The sequence below is a fragment of the Methylobacterium sp. 13MFTsu3.1M2 genome, assembly GCF_900112625.1.
GTDB lineage: Bacteria > Pseudomonadota > Alphaproteobacteria > Rhizobiales > Beijerinckiaceae > Methylobacterium.
On sequence record NZ_FOMM01000013.1, the window covers coordinates 160,881 to 179,774 of the forward strand.

Consider the following 18,894-nt stretch of genomic DNA (forward strand, 5'->3'; position numbering starts at 1 on the left):
TTCGTTGAGATCGCGGCCCCGGAGGCCTATGCAGGGACACCATGGAACTTCAAGCGTCCTCCGCCCGTCCCCCGGCGCCCCCCGTCCGCACGCCGTCGCCGCGCGGGCCCGCTGCGCCGTTCCTGCCCATGAGCCGCGCCGAGATGGCGGCCCTGGGATGGGAGTCCTGCGACATCGTGCTGGTGACCGGTGACGCCTACGTGGACCACCCGAGCTTCGGCATGGCCATCATCGGCCGGCTGCTCGAGTCGCAGGGCTTCCGGGTCGGCATCATCGCCCAGCCCGACTGGCACTCGGCGGAGCCGTTCAAGGCGCTCGGCAAGCCGAACCTGTTCTTCGGCGTCACCGGCGGCAACCTCGATTCGATGGTGAACCGCTACACGGCGGACCGGCGGCTGCGCCACGACGACGCCTACACGGCCGGCGGCGAGGGCGGCCGGCGCCCGGACCGCTGCACCATCGTCTACACGCAGCGCTGCCGCGAGGCCTTCAAGGACGTCCCGGTCGTGCTCGGCGGCATCGAGGCGTCGCTGCGCCGGATCGCGCACTACGATTACTGGTCCGACAAGGTGCGCCGCTCGATCCTGGCCGACGCCAAGGCGGATCTGCTGATCTACGGCAACGCCGAGCGCGCCGTGGTCGAGGTGGCGAACCGCCTCGCGGCCGGCGAGGCGCCGCACCAGCTCGACGCGATCCGGGGCGTCGCCCTGTTCCGCCGCGTGCCTGCCCACTACACCGAGCTGCCCGCCGACGACCTCGACTCGACGGACGAGGCCGCCACCCGCCGGCCCGGCGAGACCGTGATCCGGCTGCCCGCCTACGACGAGGTCAAGGACGACAAGGAGGCCTACGCCCGCGCCTCGCGCGTGCTGCACCGGGAGGCCAATCCCGGCAACGCGCGCCCCCTCGTCCAGCGCCACGGCGACCGCGACCTGTGGCTCAACCCGCCGCCGATCCCGCTGACCAGCGACGAGATGGATGCGGTCTACGACCTCCCCTACGCCCGCGCCCCGCACCCGTCCTACGGCGACGCGAAGATCCCCGCCTGGGACATGATCAAGTTCTCGGTGACGATCATGCGCGGCTGCTTCGGTGGCTGCACCTTCTGCTCGATCACCGAGCACGAGGGCCGCGTCATCCAGAACCGCTCGGAGGGCTCGATCCTGCGCGAGATCGAACGGATCCGCGACAAGACCCCGGGCTTCACGGGCGTGATCTCGGATGTCGGCGGGCCGACGGCGAACATGTACCGGATGGCCTGCAAGGACCCGAAGATCGAGGCGGCTTGCCGGCTGCCCTCCTGCGTCTTCCCGGACGTCTGCCCGAACCTGAACACCTCGCACGACGACCTGATCCGGCTCTACCGGAAGGTCCGCGAGGTGAAGGGCGTCAAGAAGGTGATGGTCGCCTCGGGCGTGCGCTACGACCTCGCGGTGAAGAGCCCCGAATACATCAAGGAGCTCGTCACCCACCACGTCGGCGGGCGCCTGAAGATCGCGCCCGAGCACACCGAGCGCGGCCCCCTCGACAAGATGATGAAGCCGGGGATCGGCACCTACGACCGGTTCAAGGAGATGTTCGACGCCGCCGCCAAGGAGGCGGGTAAGAAGTACTACCTGATCCCGTACTTCATCGCGGCGCATCCGGGCACGACCGACGAGGACATGATGCACCTCGCGCTCTGGCTCAAGAAGAACAACTACCGCGCCGACCAAGTCCAGACGTTCCTGCCCTCGCCGATGGCGACGGCAACCGCGATGTACCACACCGAGATCAACACGCTGCGGGGCGTGAAACGCGGCGGCAGCGAGTCCGTCGAGGCGATCAAGGGGCTGCGCCAGCGCCGGCTGCACAAGGCGTTCCTGCGCTACCACGACCCCAAGAACTGGCCCCTGCTGCGCGAGGCGCTGCGGGAGATGGGCCGCGCCGACCTCATCGGGCCGCGGCCGGACCAGCTGGTGCCGTTCTCGCAGCCGCAGGGGACCGGCGCCGGGGCGGGCCGGACGGGCGGCCAGCCGCGACCCCGCTACACGGGCGGCGGCCAGCGCTTCACCACGAAGGGCGTGCCGCTGCGCAAGTGACGGTTCGTGACGGGTTCGGCGCGCCGTAACGAATTGTACGCGCCGGCCATATTGCCGCGCGGCCGGCCGGTCAGCCTCACCGGCGATCGACACGGAGGTCGCGATGGCTGTCGCCTGCCCTGTTCTGACGCCCGAAGAGCGCGCGGCGTCCGAGATCCTGGACGCCGCGCAGCGCGCGATGATGGAGACAGTGCACGCGGCGGTGGCGGAGGCAGCTGCGCGGGTGCGCCAGCAGAATCTCGACGCCGGCCTCGATCTCGCCCCGCCGCCCGAGGCCTATTTCGAGTCCGTGGTGCACCAGCGGATGTACCTGACGCTCTGCGGGGCGGCGGTCGGCACGTTCGCGGGCGGCGATGCCAGGACGGCGATCGGCCTCATCCGGAATCAGCAGCTGATCGCCAACCGCTACTGGGGGGCTGGGATCGCGGTGACGCCGCGGGCGCCGTGACGGCGGCGCCCTTGAGCGCCGCCGGGATCGTCCTGGCGCGCGTCGATCGGCTCGCCGGGATCAGCGCCTACCCGTGGACCCTGACGCGGCGCGTCTTCAGCCCGCAGCAGGCCGAGGCCGAGGCGCTCGTCCTCGGCTGGATGGCGGAGGCCGGCCTGTCGGCCCGGCGCGATCCCGCCGGCAACCTCGTCGGCCGGGTCGAAGGCGCGGTCCCGGGCGGCCCGGCCGTCGTCGTCGGGGGCCACGTCGACACGCGCGAGGATGCCAACCGCTACGACGGGACGCTCGGCGTGTTGATCGGCATCGCCGCCGTCGAGCGCCTGATCCGGCACGGACCGCCGCCGCGCCACGCGGTCGAGGTCGTCGCCTTCGTCGCGGACGCGGCCGGCCGGTTCGGTCCCCGGCAGCTCGGCAGCCGGGCCGTGGTCGGGCGGCTCGCCCCGGACGCGCTGGACTGGGACGACGCCTACGGCGTCACCCTGCGTCGCGCCCTGGAGGCGCACGGGCTCGACCCGGCGTACCTCGCGAGCGCGCGCCGGGCCTCGAACGCGATCCTGGCCTATCTCGAGGTCGCCGCCGAGGCCGGCCTCGTGCTGGAGCGATCGGGAGCGCCGGTCGGGATCGTGCCGGCCCTGTCGGAATCGACGATGCTCCGGGTCACGCTGACGGGCGCCGCCGTCGACGCGACGGCGAACCCGATGCCGGGCCGGCGGGACGCCCTTGCCGGGGCGGCCGAATGCGTCCTCGCCGCCGAGCGCGTCGGCCTGGCGCGGGAGGGGGTCACCGTCACGGTCATGCGCCTCGACGTCGCGCCGGTGCCGACCTTCGTGGTCGCGGGTTCGGCGACACTGGGCGTCCGCCTCGCTTCCGCCGACGACGGCGCGCGGCGCGCGGCCGTGGCGGAACTCGCCGCGGCGCTCGAGGCGGTCGCGGCGCGGCGCCGGCTGGGGATCACCGTCGAGCGCAGCGTCGATCCCGATGCCACCCGGTGCGACCCCGGTCTGGTCCGCCTGTTCGAGGAGGCCGTCGAGGCCGCGGGGCACCGCGCCGTGCGGCTGGCGCAGGGCGTGACCACCGACGCGTCCCACATGGCCCTGCTCGGACCGATCGGCCTCGCGCTGATCCGCTGTCGGGGTGACGTCGGCTGGGGGGCGGCGGGGACCGTCGACCCGGCGGACGTCGCGGTCGGCCTCGACGTGCTCGCCGGCGTTGTCGGCGCGCTCGCGGGCGGCGCGCCCTCGCCGCGCGAGCCGCGGGACGGGCACCTCAGCCCGCCTTGGCCGGCAGGGTGAAGAGGTCGATGAAGGACCGCGCCAGGTCGGCGGGGCCCGCGACGGCGAGCGTCCCGCCGGCGCCGTCCCGGTCCAGCGGCGCCTTGCCGTAGACCGTGCGGCGCATCGCCATCGTGTCGCCGGTGAAGGCGAGGTCGGGCGCCTCGGCGACGCCTCGCCGCACGCGGATCCCGCCGCCGGCCACCGTCGCGACGAAGTCCTCGCCGGGGAAATGGAAGGCGACCGTCGCCGACAGCGCCGCCGCCCGCCCGCGGTCGACCAGGGCCTCGAGCGACATCATGGCCGACGCCCCCGACATGAACAGGCTCGGATCGTGCCGCGGCGAGCGGGCGGCCCAGCGGCCCAGGTCGCGCATCAGCGGCGCGGCCTCGCGGCCCCAATCGGTGAGATCGTAGACCTGCACGTTGGCCGGCGACGGCAGCCGGTACCGCAGGGCGATGCCCGCCGCTGCCAGGCTCTCCAGCCGCTGCGTCAGCACGTTCGCGCTGATCCCCGGGAGGTTTGCCCGGATCTCGCTGAACCGCCGGGGGCCGTAGACCAGCTCGCGCATGATCAGCAGTGACCAGCGCTCGCCGATGAACTCCAGCGCGAGGGCCGTGCCGCAGGCGTCGTCGTACAGGCGCTCGCGGGGCCGGGATGCTAGATCGGTTATTTTTTCTGACTTCATGGTTGCTTTGTGTAACCGAGAATGCGAGCCTGGGCAAAGCGGGGCCGAAGGGGGCGCCGCGCAGCGGCCGCAGCGCCGATTGTCACGGAGGAGCGCCCGATGCCACCCGCCGAGGGGACACCCATCTGGTTCGAGCTGAACGCGTCCGACCCGGACGCCGCGCAGGCCTTCTACGAGGCGGTCGCCGGCTGGCGCGTCGCGCCGTCGCCGATGCCCGAGCACGGCGGCTACCGGATCGCGGAGGCCGACGGGGCGCCCGTGGCCGGGATCCGGCGGCCGATGCCCGAGGCCCCCGGCCTCCCCGGCTGGGCGGTCTACCTCGCGGCCTCGGACGTCGACGCCCTGGCTTCCCGCGCGGTCGATCTCGGCGGCGCGGTCCGGTTCGGGCCCGTCGACATCCCCCATGTCGGCCGCTTCGCCATGGTGAGCGACCCGCAGGGCGTGGTCTTCGCCGCGATGCATCCGGCCCGTCCCGGCGCGAGCCGGGCCTTCGGGCCGGTGCCGCTCGAGACGGAGCGGACGCGCGGCCACGGCGTCTGGATCGAGCTCGCCACCCCCGATCCCGCGGCGGCCCTCGCCTTCTACGGAGCGCTGTTCGGCTGGGAGAAGCTCGGTGCCATGCCGATGGGCGACTTGGGCGAGTACGCCTTCATCGGGCGGGGCGACCTGCGCCCCGGCGCGGTGATGTCGAGCGCGGCCACCGGCGCGCCGGCCCGCTGGAACTGGTACATCCACGTCGCCGACATCGACGCCGCGCTCGCGACCGTCCGGGCGGCGGGCGGCACGGTCCTCCAGGGGCCCGACCCGATCCCCGGCGGCAGCTACGCGGCCAACATCGCCGATCCGGCGGGCCACCAGCTCGGCCTCGCCGGCCCTCGGCAAGCCACGTGAGGAGCGTCCGGCCATGACGAGCGACAAGCTGACGACCTGCCTGTGGTTCGACCGCGGCGAGGCCCGCAAGGCCGCGGACTTCTACGCCGCGACCTTCCCCGACAGCCATGTCGGCGCGCCCATGAACGCCCCCTCGGATTTCCCCGGCGGGTCCGCGGGCGACGAACTCACGGTCGCGTTCACCGTCCTCGGCCGTCCGTTCGTCGGCCTGAACGGCGGCCCGGCCTTCCGGGCCAACCAGGCGGTCAGCTTCATGGTGCTGACCGACGATCAGGCGGAGACCGACCGCTACTGGGACGCCGTCGTGGGCCACGGCGGCGCGGAGAGCGCGTGCGGCTGGTGCACGGACCGCTGGGGCTTCTCCTGGCAGATCACGCCGCGCGCGCTCCTGCACGCCAACAGCCACCCCGACCGGGCTGCGGCCCGGCGCGCGTTCGAGGCCATGATGACCATGCGCAAGATCGACATCGCCCGGATCGAGGCTGCCCTCCGCGGGGACTCCGCCCATGCGTAAGATCACCGGCTCCCTCTTCCAGTCCCTCGACGGCGTGATCCAGGCACCGGGCGGTCCGGAGGAGGATCAGACCGGCTTCGCGCACGGCGGCTGGACCTTCCCGTACTTCGACGCGTCGCTCGCCGGGCCGATGGGCAAGCTGCTCGGCGGCGATTACGAGCTGCTGCTCGGCCGGCGCACCTACGAGATCTTCGCCGCCTACTGGCCGCACAACGCCGAGCAGCCGATCGGCGCGACCTTCAACGCGATCCGCAAGCATGTCGTCACCGGAAGCGACGCCGCGCTCGACTGGAACAACAGCCAGCGCCTCGCCGGCGACCCCGTCGCGGCGGTCACCCGCCTCAAGGAGAGCGCGGGCCCCGACCTCCTCATCCAGGGCAGCAGCAGGCTCTATCCGGCGCTGCTTCCGGCGGGCCTCATCGACCGGCTCGTCCTGATCACCTTCCCGGTCATGCTCGGCCGCGGCAAGCGCTGGTACGCGGACGACCCGGCGGCGGCCCGCACCTGGACGCTGGTCGAGCAGAGCCACTCGCCGAAGGGCGTCCACGTCGCGGTGCTCGCGCGGGACGGGGCGGTCCAGACCGGCAGTTTCGCCAGCAAACCACCCAGCGCGGACGAGATCGCGCTCCGCGAGCGCCAGGCGGCGGGTCGCTGGTAGACCGCCGCCTGCGGCAGCGACCGGCCGGCCGCGCGCACGGCACGGGGTCGTGACCCGTCGGAAGCCGGCAGGTCCCGTGTCAGCCTTCCCTCAAACCTCTTGGCGGCCGCGCCGCGGCCGGGGTAGCCTGCCGCCAGGCCGATGCGGCCTGCCGCTCGCCCCGGAACCGGGATGGTGAACGCATCGCGGACGACCCACCCCCACCGTGTCCCTGACTGGCGCCGGGTCGGCAATGCGGGCACCGACGGACCGACGCCGGCCCGGGGAGAGGACCATGACGACCGTCGATCAGGCCAAGACCATGGCCAAGCGGCTGCGCGCCGCGCTGGCAGCCCGCGACCTGGCCGTCCCGCACGCGGCCGCCCTCGAACTCGTCGCCGCCGGGCTGGGCTACGACGACTGGAACACCGCCTGCGCCGTCCTGAACCGGGACGCGGATGACGGCCCCCGTTTCCTGGAGGCGGTGCCGCTTCTGCGCATCTTCGACGAGGCCAAGGCGCGCGCGTTCTACTGCGGCTTTCTCGGCTTCACGCCCGGGTTCGAGCACCGGTTCGAGCCGGGTCTGCCGCTCTACATGGAGGTCGCCCGCGCGGGTTTGCGGTTGCACCTGACCGAGCACCACGGCGACGCCACCCCCGGCTCGACCGTGTTCGTGCCGATGCGCGGCATCCGGGCCTATCACCGGGCGCTCACCGACCAGCGCTACGGCTATGCCCGGCCCGGCATCGAGCAGGCGCCCTGGGGCGAGGTGCTGGAGGTGGCGGATCCGTTCGGGAACCGGTTGCGATTCTGCGAGCGCCGAACCGGGTGACTGGTCGGGCAGGCGGTCCGATCCGCCGCCGACCCAGCATCTGGACTCGATCGGCACCTGACGGCGACGACGGCGTTCAGAGCGACGCCCGAGGCGTGGTGTTGCCCTCGATCGCGAAGGCGGCCTGTGGGGAAGGGCCGATCCCGGGCGCATCCCCATCGCCGGCCGGATTCCGATGCCGCCGGCGTGCTGGGCCCGCCTCCAGTCCGAAAGCGGATCGTAGGTGCCGGCCCGGAGCCCGTGCTGCAGCGCTCTCATCGCGACGGAGCCGCACGCTCGTATGGGTGCTCCCATAACGACCTTGACGTGGGTTAATAGGGACGATCTCAAAAACTTATTGAACATAGACGCTAGGTCTAATATCTGACAATTTTTAGATCAATATTGGGAGAGTCGGCCGCATCGCTTTGGTGCGCGCCTGCCTTTCTGGAATCGATTGAATTGCGTTGGAGGGAGCGATGACTGATTTTTTCAAGCAAATCATTCATGCGCCACAGTTGATTATTACCTGGACGATGTTTTTCGGGTTCGGACTGGCATTTTATGTAGCTTATATTGCAAAGAACCGCGCGAAATTCTCATTCCGTGGACTTGCGAAGCACTGCGTACCGTTCAATGTCCTCACGGAAAAAAGCTTCCATACAGATGTAAAAATATACATCATTGGAAAATTGACAGGCAGTTTCATCGTGATACCTGCCATATTTCTCACTGCTGTTTGCTGCAATGCATATAGTTCTCTCGCGCATCTACTTTTCCCGGATTTCAAGAACCTCGAGTTTAGTATTCTTTATGCCAGTATTTGCACGATCGTCGTGTTCGTTGTCGTAGAATTCTCGGATTTTATCTGCCATTATGTTGAGCATAAAGTGCCGTTCCTGTGGGAGCTTCATAAAGTCCATCATTCGGCGCAAACTCTGAACCCTCTGACATCGAAGCGAGGCCATCCCGTGGGGATGGCGCTCGAAGCCATCGTTCGAGGGCTTCTGACTGCCGTGCCCGGTGGCTTGTTCATGTTCCTGTTCGGTCTCAGCGTCGTTGAGGCAACGTCACTATCTTGGGTCGCATCGAAAGTTTTTATTCTTCTCACTCTCGATCCGCTGAAGCATTCGCATCTTCCGATAAGCTTGGGTTTCTTCGATAAATTCCTGATCAGTCCGCATATGCACCAGATACATCACAGCAAGGTGCAGGCGCATTGGGACAAAAATTTCGGTACAAATTTGTCTATATTCGATTGGATGTTCGGGACTGCCTATAGACCGAGTCGGAACGAGATACCGGTATTCGGCATCTCTGGCCTCAAAGACGAAACGTTGATGAAATACAACTCTCTGTACGGGTCCTATGTCGCGCCTCTGACCAGGAGCTACAGAAAGATCCGGAAAATGTTCAATCATGAAACAGGCTCAACCGAGCGATCGGCATCCTAGCTGGGGGCTCATTCAGGCCCATGCGATGACACGGGAGACGAGCGCGACGGCGGCGAGATGATTATGGGTCAAGCGATCGTGGTGGGTCGTGACGGGCCGCCAGTTTCTGAGGTGTCCGCAAAGGCGCGCGACTCGATTGCGCCGCCGGTCGGCGATCCGGCTGTGTTTGTAGGGCACCGTCCGCGTGGCCGTGGACGGGATGGTGGCGATCAGTTCGGTGGCTCTTGAGCCAATCTCCCAGGCTCTGCGCGTCGCAGGCTCTGTCGGCCGTCAGAGCCCGCGATGAGCCACCTGTTGTAGCGGTTGTGGATCGTCGTGTGGGTGCCGTGGGCGGAGGGCGTGTCCTGCCAGCGGCAGCCGACCTTCGGGACGTGCCGGATGCCGCTGATCACCCGCCTGTCGTCGATCCGAGGTTTGCCCGTTTGGCCATGCGGCAGAAGCGGCTCGATCCGCGCCCAGGCGTCGTCCGAGAGCCAGAACAACCGCGCCATCGCGATCCTCTCGCGCGGAGAACTCCACAATCAGGAAGCGGACGCGAGCGGACGCAGATCGTTGTATGAGTGCCCGAACCAGGGGAGGAGGGCCGCGATGGGCGTCGATATCGCGCGCGTGAAGGCGCTCATCGCGACGTTGGAGGCTGTGACCTCCGCCCCCCACTTCCACAGGACGGCCTTCCGGACGCCGCGCAAGACCTTCGCGACGCTGGACGAGGTGGGCCACGACATCAACCTGATGTTCGACCCGGACCTGCGCGACTTCTTCTGCGAGCAGGTGCCGGCGGCTTTCAGCCCCGTTCCGGGCGGCTGGGGGCGGATGGGCGCGACGCGGTGCGACCTCGCGATCGTCGACGAGGCGACCCTGATGTCGGCCCTGACGGCGGCCCACCGGCTCGCCGCGCCGAAGCCGCGCGCGCGGCGCGGCGGCGCCTGAGACCGGCGCCCGTCGCCCACGCCCCGCCGACCGTGACGGTCCCGACCCCCAAGGTCGGGCCGGGATCCGTCCGCCGGCCAGACCTCAGGCCGGGATCCGTCCGTCGGGCGTGTAGCGGTCGACGGCCCGGGGGAGCTCGCGGGACAGCCGGGAGAGCAGCTCATCGCGGGACAGTCCCGTCCGCTGGGTGAGAGCCGCGAGGACGTCGGGTCCGATCGCCTGTTCCAGATGATGCGGCGCGATTTCTTGGTTCGGTCCCGGGTTGACCCAGGACTGGGCGGCCGTCCCGTGACCGGCCTGCTGGAAGCGGTCCAGCATCTCGCCGAGGCCGCTGTGCAGGAACCCGCCGGGAGCCTCGCCGCGCCTGTCGCCCAGCAGGCCGCCGAGGAGACCGCCCAGGCCGGCACCGGAGCCGCTGTTGGAGGCGCCGTTGGAGCCGTCGGCCGGGCCGCCGGGGCCCGCCGGCGCGGTCTGACCGGCGCCGCCCAGCAGTTCCGCGAGCTTGTCGCGGTTCTGGTAGCCTGCCAGGGCGAGGAGGCCCAGGAGCGCCGTCATCGAAGGGTAGCCATCACTCATGGTTCGTCTCCCGCTGCGGGCAGCGGGCCCGCGCCCGTTCGCCACGCGACGCCAACCAACGCGCGCTGACCCGGTTGCGATGCGGGCGGCCCCGCCGAGGCCGGCGCGGCCGCATCGCGAACGGCTCTAGCCCGCCGCGGCACCGACCGGGTTGTCGACGCCGATCGGGTAGGTGCCGTGCCCCGCCCGCACGCGGCCATCCTCGAAGACGAGCACCTCGCTGACGCTCACACCCTTCTGGTTGCGATACTGGATCACCAGCGTGTCGATGCCCGCGAAGACCTGCTCCACCGCGAAGTGGAGGTCCGGGATCCGCCGCAGGGCCTCCGTCCAGTAGGCGCGCAGCGCATCCTTGCCCCGCACCGATCCGCCCGAAGCGGGGACGATGCGCGCGGCGCCCGGCGAGGTGAACACGGCGTCGTCGTGGAAATGGGCCAGCACCCGCTCGACATCGTGGGCGTTCCAGGCGGCGCACCACGCGTCGGCGAACGCGTTCCAGTCCACGGGGTGCGACATCCCGGTGATCCCCATGCAAGTGCCGGACTCGGGCACCGCGTGACGGGCCGACGGGAGGCTACCGCACGCTCGCGGCGATGGGTAGGCCGACGGGCCCCGGGACAGGGCCGGCCGAGGAGCTGCATGCCCTCGGCGCCGGCGAACCCGGCCGGAGGTCGGCTCAGCGCCACCCGAGCGCGGGGGCCACGTGCGTGAGCAGGCTCTCGATGAGGTGGGCGTTGTAGGCGACGCCCAGCTGGTTCGGGACCGTCAGCAGCAGGGTGTCGGCCTCCGCGATCGCCGCGTCGGCGCGCAGCTCGTCGACCAGACGGTCCGGCTCCGCGGCGTAGGAGCGGCCGAACACCGCCCGCATGTTGTCGATGATGCCGACCTGGTCGCTGCTCGTTCCGCGCCCGAAATAGGCGCGGTCGAGGTCGTTCACGAGCGCGAAGATCGAGCGCGAGACCGAGACCCGCGGCGTGCGGGCGTGTCCCGCATCCTGCCACGCCTGCCGGTAGCGGCGGATCTGCTTGGCCTGCTGGACGTGGAACGGCTCGCCGGTCTCGTCCGCCTTCAGGGTCGAGCTCTGCAGGTTCATGCCCTGCTGCGCCGCCCAGATCGCGGTCGCGTCGGAGGCTGATCCCCACCAGATGCGATCCCGCAACCCCTCGGAATGCGGCTCCAGGCGCAGGAGTCCCGGCGGGTTGGCGAACATCGGCCGCGGGTTGGGCTCGGCGAACCCCGTTCCCTTCAGGAGGTCGAGGAAGACCTCGGTGTGCCGGCGCCCCATATCGGCGTCCGTCTCGCCCTCGGCCGGGGCGAAGCCGAAGTGCCGCCAGCCGTCGATGACCTGCTCGGGCGAGCCGCGGCTGAGCCCGAGCTGCAGGCGTCCGCCCGCGATGAGGTCCGCCGCGCCGGCATTCTCGACCATGGAGAACGGGTTCTCGTAGCGCATGTCGATGACGCCGGTGCCGATCTCGATCCGCTTCGTCCGGGCGCCGACCGCCGCCAGCAGCGGGAAGGGCGAGGCGAGCTGGCGCGCGAAATGGTGGACCCGGAAATAGGCGCCGTCTGCCCCGAGCTCCTCCGCGGCGACCGCGAGGTCGATCGACTGGAGGAGTGTGTCGGCCGCACTGCGCGTCGCCGATCCGCCGGTCGGCGACCAGTGCCCGAAGGACAGGAACCCGATCGTCTTCATTTGCAGAACCTCCGCCCGCCTGCCGGGACCGGCGATAGCCGCCGGAATCCGGCCGGGCAACGATCCCGCGCCGCGGGGCTGACCCGCGCGGCTGGCCGCGCGCCCGGCGATCCGGCAGACTCGGTCCCGGTGACCGGGCTCGGTGACCGGGCCCGGTAATCCGGCGGGCCGGCACGAAAGTGGCAGGGGCACCGGCGGGCCCGTCCCGGGGACCGGCGTTCGGGGAGGCGTAGCGATGGACCGCGTGTCCGCCATCACGGCCGCCGTGCGCGCGCAGCGCGGCCGGGTCGAGGCCCTGTTCGCGGAGCTGGCCCGGTGCGGCCGGACGGAGCCCGGGTTCACCCGGCCCTCCTACAGCCCGGAGGAGACCGCGGCGCACGCGGCGGTGGCGCGCTGCGCCTCCGATCTCGGCCTCGCGATCGCCCGGGACGCCGCCGCCAACACCGCCATGACGCTGCCGGGGCGGGACCGAACCCTGCCGCCGATCCTGATCGGCTCCCACCTCGACACCGTGGCCCAGGGCGGCAACTTCGACGGTGCCGCCGGCGTGGTGGCCGGGCTCGCCGCCGTCGCGGCCATCCGCCAACTCGGCCTGGAGCCGGAGCGGGACATCTCCGTCCTGGGCATCCGCGCCGAGGAGAACGTCTGGTTCCAGGTCTCGTATATCGGGAGCCGCGCGGCGCTCGGAGCCCTGCCGGACGGGGCGCTCGACGCGGCCCGGATCGACACGGGCCTCAGCCTCGCCGACCACATCGCCCGGGAGGGTGGCGACCCGGACGCGCTCGCCCGCGGCCCGGCGGCCTTCGACGCAGCCGCGATCCACGCTTTCCTGGAGGTGCATATCGAGCAGGCGCCGAGCCTCGAGGAGGCCGGGATCCCGGTCGGGCTTTGCACCGGGATCCCCGGCAACGTCCGCTATCCCGACGTCCGCATCGCCGGCCGCTACGACCATGTCGGGACGCCGCGCCGCTTCCGGCGCGACGCGGCCATGGCCGGGGCCGAGATCGCCCTGGCGCTGGACCGGGTCTGGGCGGAGCGCGAGGCGGCCGGGTGCGCGATGGCCGTCACCTTCGGCCGGTTCCACACCGACGCCGAGGCGCACGGCCTGACCACGGTCCCGGGCGAGTTCCGGTTCAGCCTCGACATGCGGGCCTACGCGGCCGCGGTGCTGGCGGAACTGGAGGCGGCGATCCTGGCAGCGGTGGCGGAGGTGTCCGACCGCCGCGGCGTGACGGTGACGCTGGGTCCGCGCGCCGAGGCGGGCGTCGGCGCCGTCGCGCCGCGGATCCGTGACGGGTTCGCGGCGGCCGCGGACGCCCTCGGCATCGCGACGCGGCCCCTCGGCAGCCCGGCCTCTCACGACGCCGCCGCCTTCGCGAAGGCCGGCGTGCCCATGGCGATGCTGCTCGTGCGCAACGCCAACGGCAGTCACAATCCGCGCGAGGCCATGGCGATCGACGACCTGCTCGACGCCGTGGCGATCCTCACCGCGTGGCTCGTGGCGGAAACCTGCGGCGCCTGACCGGATGCGCGTCGACCGGCGAAGCGCTCGTCGGGTCCGCCGCCGCACCGACAGGTCCGAGGCTCCGCAGGACGTTCGCGGAGCGCCGGGAGGCGCTGCGCTGTACGCGGCGGGCCGTTCGATGCGGGCCCAGTCGTCTGGCCGGGCCGGCGATGAGGCCCGCTAGACCTGCCACACGGTCGGCGCGGGCCGTCAGCGTCGGACCAGCGTGAACGTGAGGTCCTTTGCGACCGACCACCAACGGATGTTGCCGTCGTGGACGGCCCGGTAGGTCCCGGAGGTCACCAGAGCGCAGAGGCGCTTGAGCGCCTCGAGGCCGACCTGTAGACGGCTTCCCGCTCGTCGAGCTGGTGCAGCGCGCGCTGCAGGAAACCGACCGCGCGGTCCCGATCGAAGAGCGGGAAGGCCCCCGCGCTCGCGTCCGGCAGACGTGTGACGATCCGGATCATCGCGGCGGTCGTGTGCCGGTAGGGATCCGATCCGCCGGCCGCGCTCCTGGGCCTGGGATGCCGCACGCGCGTCCCGTCGCCGAACAGGTTGTTGCCGTGCTGGCGGTAGTGGACGAGCGGGACATCGATCTCCACGACTTGCCCGACGACTTGCCCGACGACTTGCCCGACGACTTGCGCGAGGAACGTCACCCACCGATCGTGCGCGATCATCGCGCTCGGCACGATGAAATCGATGAAGCGGTCTTCGATATCCCATAGGTCAGGAGATCGCGGCGGAAGACGATCGAGAAGCCGAAGAACGTCAGCCAGGGATCGTAGCTCAGTGGCGGCTTCACGCCATCGCGCTGGATCCCCTGCGAGAATAACCGGAGCGCGCGGTTGCCCGCGTCGAGGCTCAGGGCTGTATGGGCGATCATGGACACGGCGCGATCATCGATGTGGTGCGAGCAAAGCTCGATCTTCCTCGGGTCCCAGATGTCGTCCTGATCGCAGAAGGCCACGAAATGCCCGCGTGCGCGCAGCGCTTCGCACAAGAAACTGTCCCGAAAGCCTAGTGCGGGCGAGTTCCGGAATATTCGAATTGAAATTTTGCTTGAGGGCACAAATTACTGAACAATTTCAAGGGTATTCTCGGTCGAGTTGTGGTCTGAGAGGATGATTTCCAGCGGGCGCCCGGTTTGCATGACGAGGCTGTGCAGCTGCTCGCGGAGGAACGCGGAACCATTATGTGTTGCGATGACGACCGATATACCGTGTTCGTATCGCATCATGCCCGTTCAGATCGGAGAGCAAAGCAGTATCACCAAGTGATGAGGATAATATTGCCGCCACTGTGGCTGCGCCTTCGAGCCTGCGCGACGGCAGAGAATGCGCTCCCGGGCTCGACCGCGCCATCGCCCGCTGACAAAGTTAAACATTGCGCGGCTCTGGACGGCACACGCGGTCTGTCCGCTCTCTACGTGCGCCTCTTTCATACCGGGCCCTGGCTGGATGTGCCGTGGCTCGCCGTCAATGGAGGACTTTCCGTCGATACGTACTTCACGTTGAGCGGCTTCGTCCTTGCCCGCGCTTACAAGGATCGAAGGGACCGGCTGTCCAACATGGACTTCCTTTTTCAGCGTCTCGTCCGGTTGATGCCCGTCATCGCGCTCTCGCTCCTCATCAGCGCGCCGTATGTCGCGCTGCGAAATTCCATGACGTCCGGCGCCACCTACGCCAGCCAGATCGTCGTCGCCGTCCTTCTCGCGCTCCTCAACATCCCCTACTTCCATGCCCCGCCGCGGATCGGCGGTCCTCAGGTCTTTCCATTAAACGGCCCACAGGTCTCGCTGTTCTTCGAGATCGTGGCCAACGCGTTCTGGTGGTCGATCCGATACCTCAAACCGGTTTACGCGTCGGCATCTCTCTACATCGTGTCCGCTTGCTTCGTCATGACCGTGTGAATCGACGGCGATCAGACGGATAACTTCATGGGCGGATTCGGCCACGTCGGGTGGTCCTTCTTCGTCGGTGTCTTCTGCTACCAGATCAAGGATCTGCTCGCTCGGCGGGCCAACCTGACGCCGGTCTTCTACGTCCTGCTCGTCGTGATGGTGATCATCTTCACCATGCCGTACGAACTGAACCACACGCAGCGGATGCTCTGGAAGCTGCTGCTGGCCCCCCTGCTCGTCGTCGGCGGATCGTCCAGCACCCTGTCGGACCCGCTGAAAGACCTCTCGACCCTCGGCGGAGACCTATCGTATCCGATCTACGCCCTGCATTTTCCGATCTTCTCGTGGATCCACGGCCTGTACCAGAAGCTGAGCGGCGGGAAGTCGGCCGCGATCGAGGCCGCAACGCTCTTCGCAGCGACGTTGATCTTGAGCTACCTGGCGCTGCGCTTATACGACCGGCCGATACGCACCTATCTCACGCGCCTGCTCAAGGCGTCCCGAAAGCCGATCATCCCCCGGATCGATCGCCGGTGTCGAGAGCGGCCTGATGGCCTCTGAAGGGGATCATCGTGGCTGCGGCGCAGGGCGCGGCGTGGCGGAAGCGCCGGTCACCTCCGGCGTGATCGAACGCGCGCCGCGTCCCTGAATACGGTCCCTCCCTTCGGACCGTCCCTGCAGGCCGCGGTTATCCGCGACGCCTCACCGCACCGACAGGGTGCGCGGCAGGTCGGACAGGGGCTCGACCCCGTCTGCGGTGACGATGACGGTCTCCGAGGCGCCGACCGTCCAGGCGCCGTAGCGGCGCAGGGTGGCCGGCAGGTGGAAGACCATGCCGGGCTCGATCGGCCGGTCCTGTCCGGTGAAGAGCGAGAGCAGGGCACCCTCCCCCCAGTCCGGCGCGAAGGCGACGCCCATCGAGTAGCCGATCCGCTTGCGGAAGGCCGGGCCGTAGCCCGCCGCGTCGATCACGGCCTGCGCCGCCGCGTGCGGGGCGGCGCAGGGATGGCCGGGCCGGATCGCGGCGAGCGCCGCGTCGAGAGCGCGCAGGGCGCAGTCCATCATCCGCGACGCCTCGATCGGCGGCGGACCGATCCAGACGCTGCGCATCAGCGCCGCGTGGTAGCGGGCGTGGCTGCCAGCGAGCTCGAGGAAGACCGCGTCGCCCGGCTCCAGCCGGCGCCGCCGCCACGTCATGTGCGGCAGACCGCTGCGCGGTCCCGACGCGACCAGGGGCTCCATCGCCATGGCCTCGGACCCGGCGACCGTCGCGGCCGCCAGCATGGCGGCGGCGACGGCGTTCTCGTCGGTGCCGGCCGCGCAGGCGTCGAGCCCCGCGGCGAGACCGGCCTGCGCGTACCGGGCGGCGGCCCGGATCGCCGCCAGTTCGGCCGCCGACTTCACTGCCCGCAGGGGCGCGAGCAGTCCGGATCCGTCGGGCAGCGGGCCGCTTCCGAGGGCGGCGTCGATCCGCGCCGCGAGCGCCGGCGCGACGAACCAGCCGTCCCGCTCCAGGGCCGGCCGGGCGACCCCGCGCCCGCGCACGAGGGCCGCCAGGGCCGCGGCCGGGTCGGCGCCGTCCGGGTAGGCCCGGATGTCGTCGAGCCACGTGTTGGCGGCCGCGCCCGGCAGTTCGAGCTGCCGGACCAGGAGGGCCGGGTCGCCGTCCACGGGCACGAGGAGCGCCTGGAAGGCGAAGTAGCCCGCCGTCTGGCGGCCGGTCAGCCAGTAGATCGTCTCCGGGCCGGTCACCACGAGGGCGTCGTGGCCGGCACCCGCGATGGCGGCCCGGGCCGCCGCCTGCCGGGCGGCGAACTCCGCCTCCGGGAAGGCCGCCTCGCGGCCGCGCAGCTCCGTGAACTCGTGCATCGCGCCGCCCTCGTCCCAGACTTCGCTCAGACTTCGCTCAGACTTCGCTCAGACTTCGCTCAGACTTCGCTCAGGCGCCGGATGATGCCCTGCTTGAAATTCTCGAGATGGGCCGCGATCGCGTCCGCCGCCGCCGCCGCGTCCTTGGCCCGCAGGGCGGCGACCACCGCGAGGTGCTCGCGATGGACCGCCTCGAACCGCTCGGGCATCCGGCTCAGGTTGAACATCTGCGTCTTGAGCCGCAGGTCCTTGATCGTCTTGGCGAGGGTCGCGTTCTGGCTGTGCTCCGCGATCAGGTCGTGGAAGCGCCGGTCGACCTCCCAGTTGCCCGGCGCGTCCGGGTCGCCCGCCGCCAAGAGTGCCTCCATCTGACGCTGCAGGTCCGCCAGCACCGCGTCGGCGATGCGGCCGGTGGCCAGCGCGACGCTCTCCCGCTCCAGCAGGCGGCGGACATGCAGGATCTCGATCAGCTCGCGCAGGGAGAATTCCTTGACCACGAGCATCCCGCCGGGTTGCCGCTCGATCAACCCCTCGGTCTCCAGCCGCGACATCGCCTCGCGGGTCGGGGTCCTGGAGATGTCGAGCATCTCGGCGAGGCGGCGCTCGTGCAGCACGGTGCCGGCCGGAAGGTCGCGGCGGACGAGCATGTCGAGCAGGCGGTCGTAGGCCATCTGGCCGAGGCTCTGCTCGCGCCGTGCACTGAGCGCCGTCGTGTACGACGCGGCGTCGAGGGTCTTCATGGTGTCCTCCCGGAGCGGCCGGCTCAGCCGCTCCCCATTCTTGTTCTCGCGCGTCCGCCGTGCCCGCTCACATGGCGGGCGTGCGGATCGGCTCCTTCGGGGCCGGATCATAGCCGATCAGCGGGGTAACGAGCTTGGCGTAGGTACCGTCCGCGACCATCTCGCCGAGCGCCTTGTTGACGGCGGCGTGCAGGTTCGGCTTGCCCTTCTTGATGGCGAAGCCCTTCTGGACCGTGCTCAGCGGGGTCTCGATCATCACCAGGGGCAGCTTGCGCGCCTTGATGGCGTAGTTGCCGGCCACCGCGTCGTTGATCACCGCGTCGATGTTGCCGCCGACGAGGTCCTGCATGGCGTCCGCGGCCGTCTTGTAGCTCTTCAGGGTGGCGCCGTTCTCCTCGGCGAGCTTGCCGAAGGTCGAGGCCGAGAGGGCGCCGACGTTGCGGCCCTTGAGATCCGCCGGCCCCTTGATGCCGGTATCCTTGCGGGTGACGATCCGCGCGCCGGATTCGAGCCACCCGTCCGCGAAGGCGACCTGCTTCTGCCGGGCGGGGGTGATGTCCATCGACTCGCTGGTGATGTCGTACTGGTCGGCCATCAGGCCCACCAGCAGGGCGTCGAACTTGATGTTGACCGGGCTGTACTCGAGCCCGAGCCGGCGGCAGACCTCGCGCATGACCCGGACCTCCAGCCCGTCGAGCTCGCCGCTCGGCGTGCGCATGCTGAAGGGCGCGAAGGTGCTGTCCGTCGCCACGATCAGCTTGCCGGGCTCGATCAGCTCCAGCTTGCCCTCGGCCGCGCGGGTCGCGGGGGCGGCGAGGATCCCTGCGCCGAGGCTGGCGCAGAGGGCGGCGAGGGCGAGGACGTGGCGGCGGTTCATGGTGATC

General features: G+C 70.2%; 18 protein-coding genes and 3 pseudogenes. 11 read left to right on the forward strand and 10 right to left on the reverse strand.

The window, feature by feature from the left end; translation table 11 throughout:
• The first annotated feature begins 41 nt into the window (after positions 1-41).
• From BM314_RS14535 to BM314_RS14540, 3 genes are all read left to right on the forward strand, one after another.
• Positions 42-2,081 carry a YgiQ family radical SAM protein gene (locus tag BM314_RS14535; protein WP_091978573.1) on the forward strand — a complete coding sequence of 680 codons (2,040 nt, stop codon included), beginning with the start codon at positions 42-44 and terminating at the stop codon, positions 2,079-2,081.
• Between the two features lie 103 nt (positions 2,082-2,184).
• Positions 2,185-2,529, forward strand: coding sequence for a hypothetical protein (locus BM314_RS30620; RefSeq protein WP_170868117.1), 345 nt, complete (start codon positions 2,185-2,187; stop codon positions 2,527-2,529).
• Positions 2,530-2,540: 11 nt separating this feature from the next.
• Complete coding sequence (locus BM314_RS14540) at positions 2,541-3,821, forward strand: hydantoinase/carbamoylase family amidase (protein ID WP_170868118.1); 1,281 nt, start codon at positions 2,541-2,543, stop codon at positions 3,819-3,821.
• Here the strand turns inward: BM314_RS14540 and BM314_RS14545 are convergent.
• Positions 3,796-4,488 carry a winged helix-turn-helix transcriptional regulator gene (locus BM314_RS14545; RefSeq protein WP_091978577.1) on the reverse strand — a complete coding sequence of 231 codons (693 nt, stop codon included), beginning with the start codon at positions 4,486-4,488 and terminating at the stop codon, positions 3,796-3,798. The two genes, BM314_RS14540 and BM314_RS14545, sit on opposite strands and share 26 nt — an antisense overlap.
• A 99-nt stretch (positions 4,489-4,587) precedes the next feature.
• Between BM314_RS14545 and BM314_RS14550 the strand changes: the two genes are divergently transcribed.
• From BM314_RS14550 to BM314_RS14570, 5 genes are all read left to right on the forward strand, one after another.
• Positions 4,588-5,379, forward strand: coding sequence for a VOC family protein (locus tag BM314_RS14550; protein WP_091978579.1), 792 nt, complete (start codon positions 4,588-4,590; stop codon positions 5,377-5,379).
• A 13-nt stretch (positions 5,380-5,392) separates the two neighbouring features.
• Positions 5,393-5,893, forward strand: a complete 501-nt coding sequence (locus BM314_RS14555) for a VOC family protein (protein WP_020094506.1) — start codon at positions 5,393-5,395, stop codon at positions 5,891-5,893.
• Positions 5,886-6,551, forward strand: coding sequence for a dihydrofolate reductase family protein (locus tag BM314_RS14560; protein ID WP_091978581.1), 666 nt, complete (start codon positions 5,886-5,888; stop codon positions 6,549-6,551). The genes BM314_RS14555 and BM314_RS14560 overlap by 8 nt, the downstream gene beginning before the upstream one ends.
• 274 nt (positions 6,552-6,825) lie before the next feature.
• Entirely contained in the window at positions 6,826-7,362 is a 537-nt protein-coding gene (locus BM314_RS14565; RefSeq protein ID WP_091978583.1) for a glyoxalase superfamily protein, read from the forward strand.
• Positions 7,363-7,820: 458 nt separating this feature from the next.
• Positions 7,821-8,795 carry a sterol desaturase family protein gene (locus BM314_RS14570; RefSeq protein WP_091978585.1) on the forward strand — a complete coding sequence of 325 codons (975 nt, stop codon included), beginning with the start codon at positions 7,821-7,823 and terminating at the stop codon, positions 8,793-8,795.
• Positions 8,796-9,082: 287 nt separating this feature from the next.
• On the opposite strand, the pseudogene BM314_RS31010 reads toward BM314_RS14570, so the two are convergent.
• A pseudogene (locus tag BM314_RS31010) lies at positions 9,083-9,244 on the reverse strand (transposase); the annotation flags it as partial.
• Here BM314_RS31010 and BM314_RS31015 point away from each other — a divergent pair.
• A complete protein-coding gene (locus BM314_RS31015) occupies positions 9,174-9,725 on the forward strand; it encodes an MmcQ/YjbR family DNA-binding protein (protein WP_244539945.1) in 552 nt (183 codons plus the stop codon). The pseudogene BM314_RS31010 and the gene BM314_RS31015 sit on opposite strands and share 71 nt — an antisense overlap.
• 84 nt (positions 9,726-9,809) lie before the next feature.
• On the opposite strand, the gene BM314_RS14585 is transcribed toward BM314_RS31015, so the two are convergent.
• The 3 genes from BM314_RS14585 to BM314_RS14595 form a co-directional block, all read right to left on the reverse strand.
• Entirely contained in the window at positions 9,810-10,301 is a 492-nt protein-coding gene (locus tag BM314_RS14585; RefSeq protein ID WP_091978589.1) for a YidB family protein, read from the reverse strand.
• A gap of 126 nt (positions 10,302-10,427) precedes the next feature.
• Positions 10,428-10,817 carry a nuclear transport factor 2 family protein gene (locus tag BM314_RS14590; protein ID WP_091978684.1) on the reverse strand — a complete coding sequence of 130 codons (390 nt, stop codon included), beginning with the start codon at positions 10,815-10,817 and terminating at the stop codon, positions 10,428-10,430.
• Between the two features lie 160 nt (positions 10,818-10,977).
• Positions 10,978-11,994: an LLM class flavin-dependent oxidoreductase gene (locus BM314_RS14595; RefSeq protein WP_091978592.1), complete on the reverse strand. Its 1,017-nt coding sequence runs from the start codon at positions 11,992-11,994 to the stop codon at positions 10,978-10,980.
• Positions 11,995-12,229: 235 nt separating this feature from the next.
• On the opposite strand from BM314_RS14595, the gene BM314_RS14600 reads away from it, so the two are divergent.
• The gene (locus BM314_RS14600) at positions 12,230-13,516 is read left to right on the forward strand and encodes a hydantoinase/carbamoylase family amidase (RefSeq protein WP_091978594.1); all 1,287 of its coding nucleotides are present in this window, start codon (positions 12,230-12,232) and stop codon (positions 13,514-13,516) included.
• A gap of 281 nt (positions 13,517-13,797) precedes the next feature.
• Here the strand turns inward: BM314_RS14600 and BM314_RS14605 are convergent, their stop codons facing one another.
• Both BM314_RS14605 and BM314_RS31365 read right to left on the reverse strand, forming a co-directional pair.
• Positions 13,798-14,190, reverse strand: a complete 393-nt coding sequence (locus tag BM314_RS14605) for a hypothetical protein (protein WP_091978596.1) — start codon at positions 14,188-14,190, stop codon at positions 13,798-13,800.
• Positions 14,175-14,738 (reverse strand): annotated as a pseudogene (locus BM314_RS31365) (glycosyltransferase). The gene BM314_RS14605 and the pseudogene BM314_RS31365 overlap by 16 nt, the downstream one beginning before the upstream one ends.
• Positions 14,739-14,777: 39 nt before the next feature.
• Between BM314_RS31365 and BM314_RS31370 the strand changes: the two are divergent.
• Positions 14,778-15,962, forward strand: a pseudogene (locus tag BM314_RS31370) (acyltransferase).
• A 141-nt stretch (positions 15,963-16,103) separates the two neighbouring features.
• On the opposite strand, the gene BM314_RS14630 reads toward BM314_RS31370, so the two are convergent.
• The 3 genes from BM314_RS14630 to BM314_RS14640 all read right to left on the reverse strand — a co-directional run bounded on the left by BM314_RS14630 (position 16,104) and on the right by BM314_RS14640 (position 18,887).
• Complete coding sequence (locus BM314_RS14630; protein ID WP_091978604.1) at positions 16,104-17,270, reverse strand: M24 family metallopeptidase; 1,167 nt, start codon at positions 17,268-17,270, stop codon at positions 16,104-16,106.
• A 59-nt stretch (positions 17,271-17,329) separates the two neighbouring features.
• The gene (locus BM314_RS14635) at positions 17,330-18,010 is read right to left on the reverse strand and encodes a GntR family transcriptional regulator (RefSeq protein WP_091978606.1); all 681 of its coding nucleotides are present in this window, start codon (positions 18,008-18,010) and stop codon (positions 17,330-17,332) included.
• Positions 18,011-18,077: 67 nt separating this feature from the next.
• Positions 18,078-18,887, reverse strand: a complete 810-nt coding sequence (locus tag BM314_RS14640) for a transporter substrate-binding domain-containing protein (protein ID WP_020094491.1) — start codon at positions 18,885-18,887, stop codon at positions 18,078-18,080.
• Between the last annotated feature and the right edge of the window lie 7 nt (positions 18,888-18,894).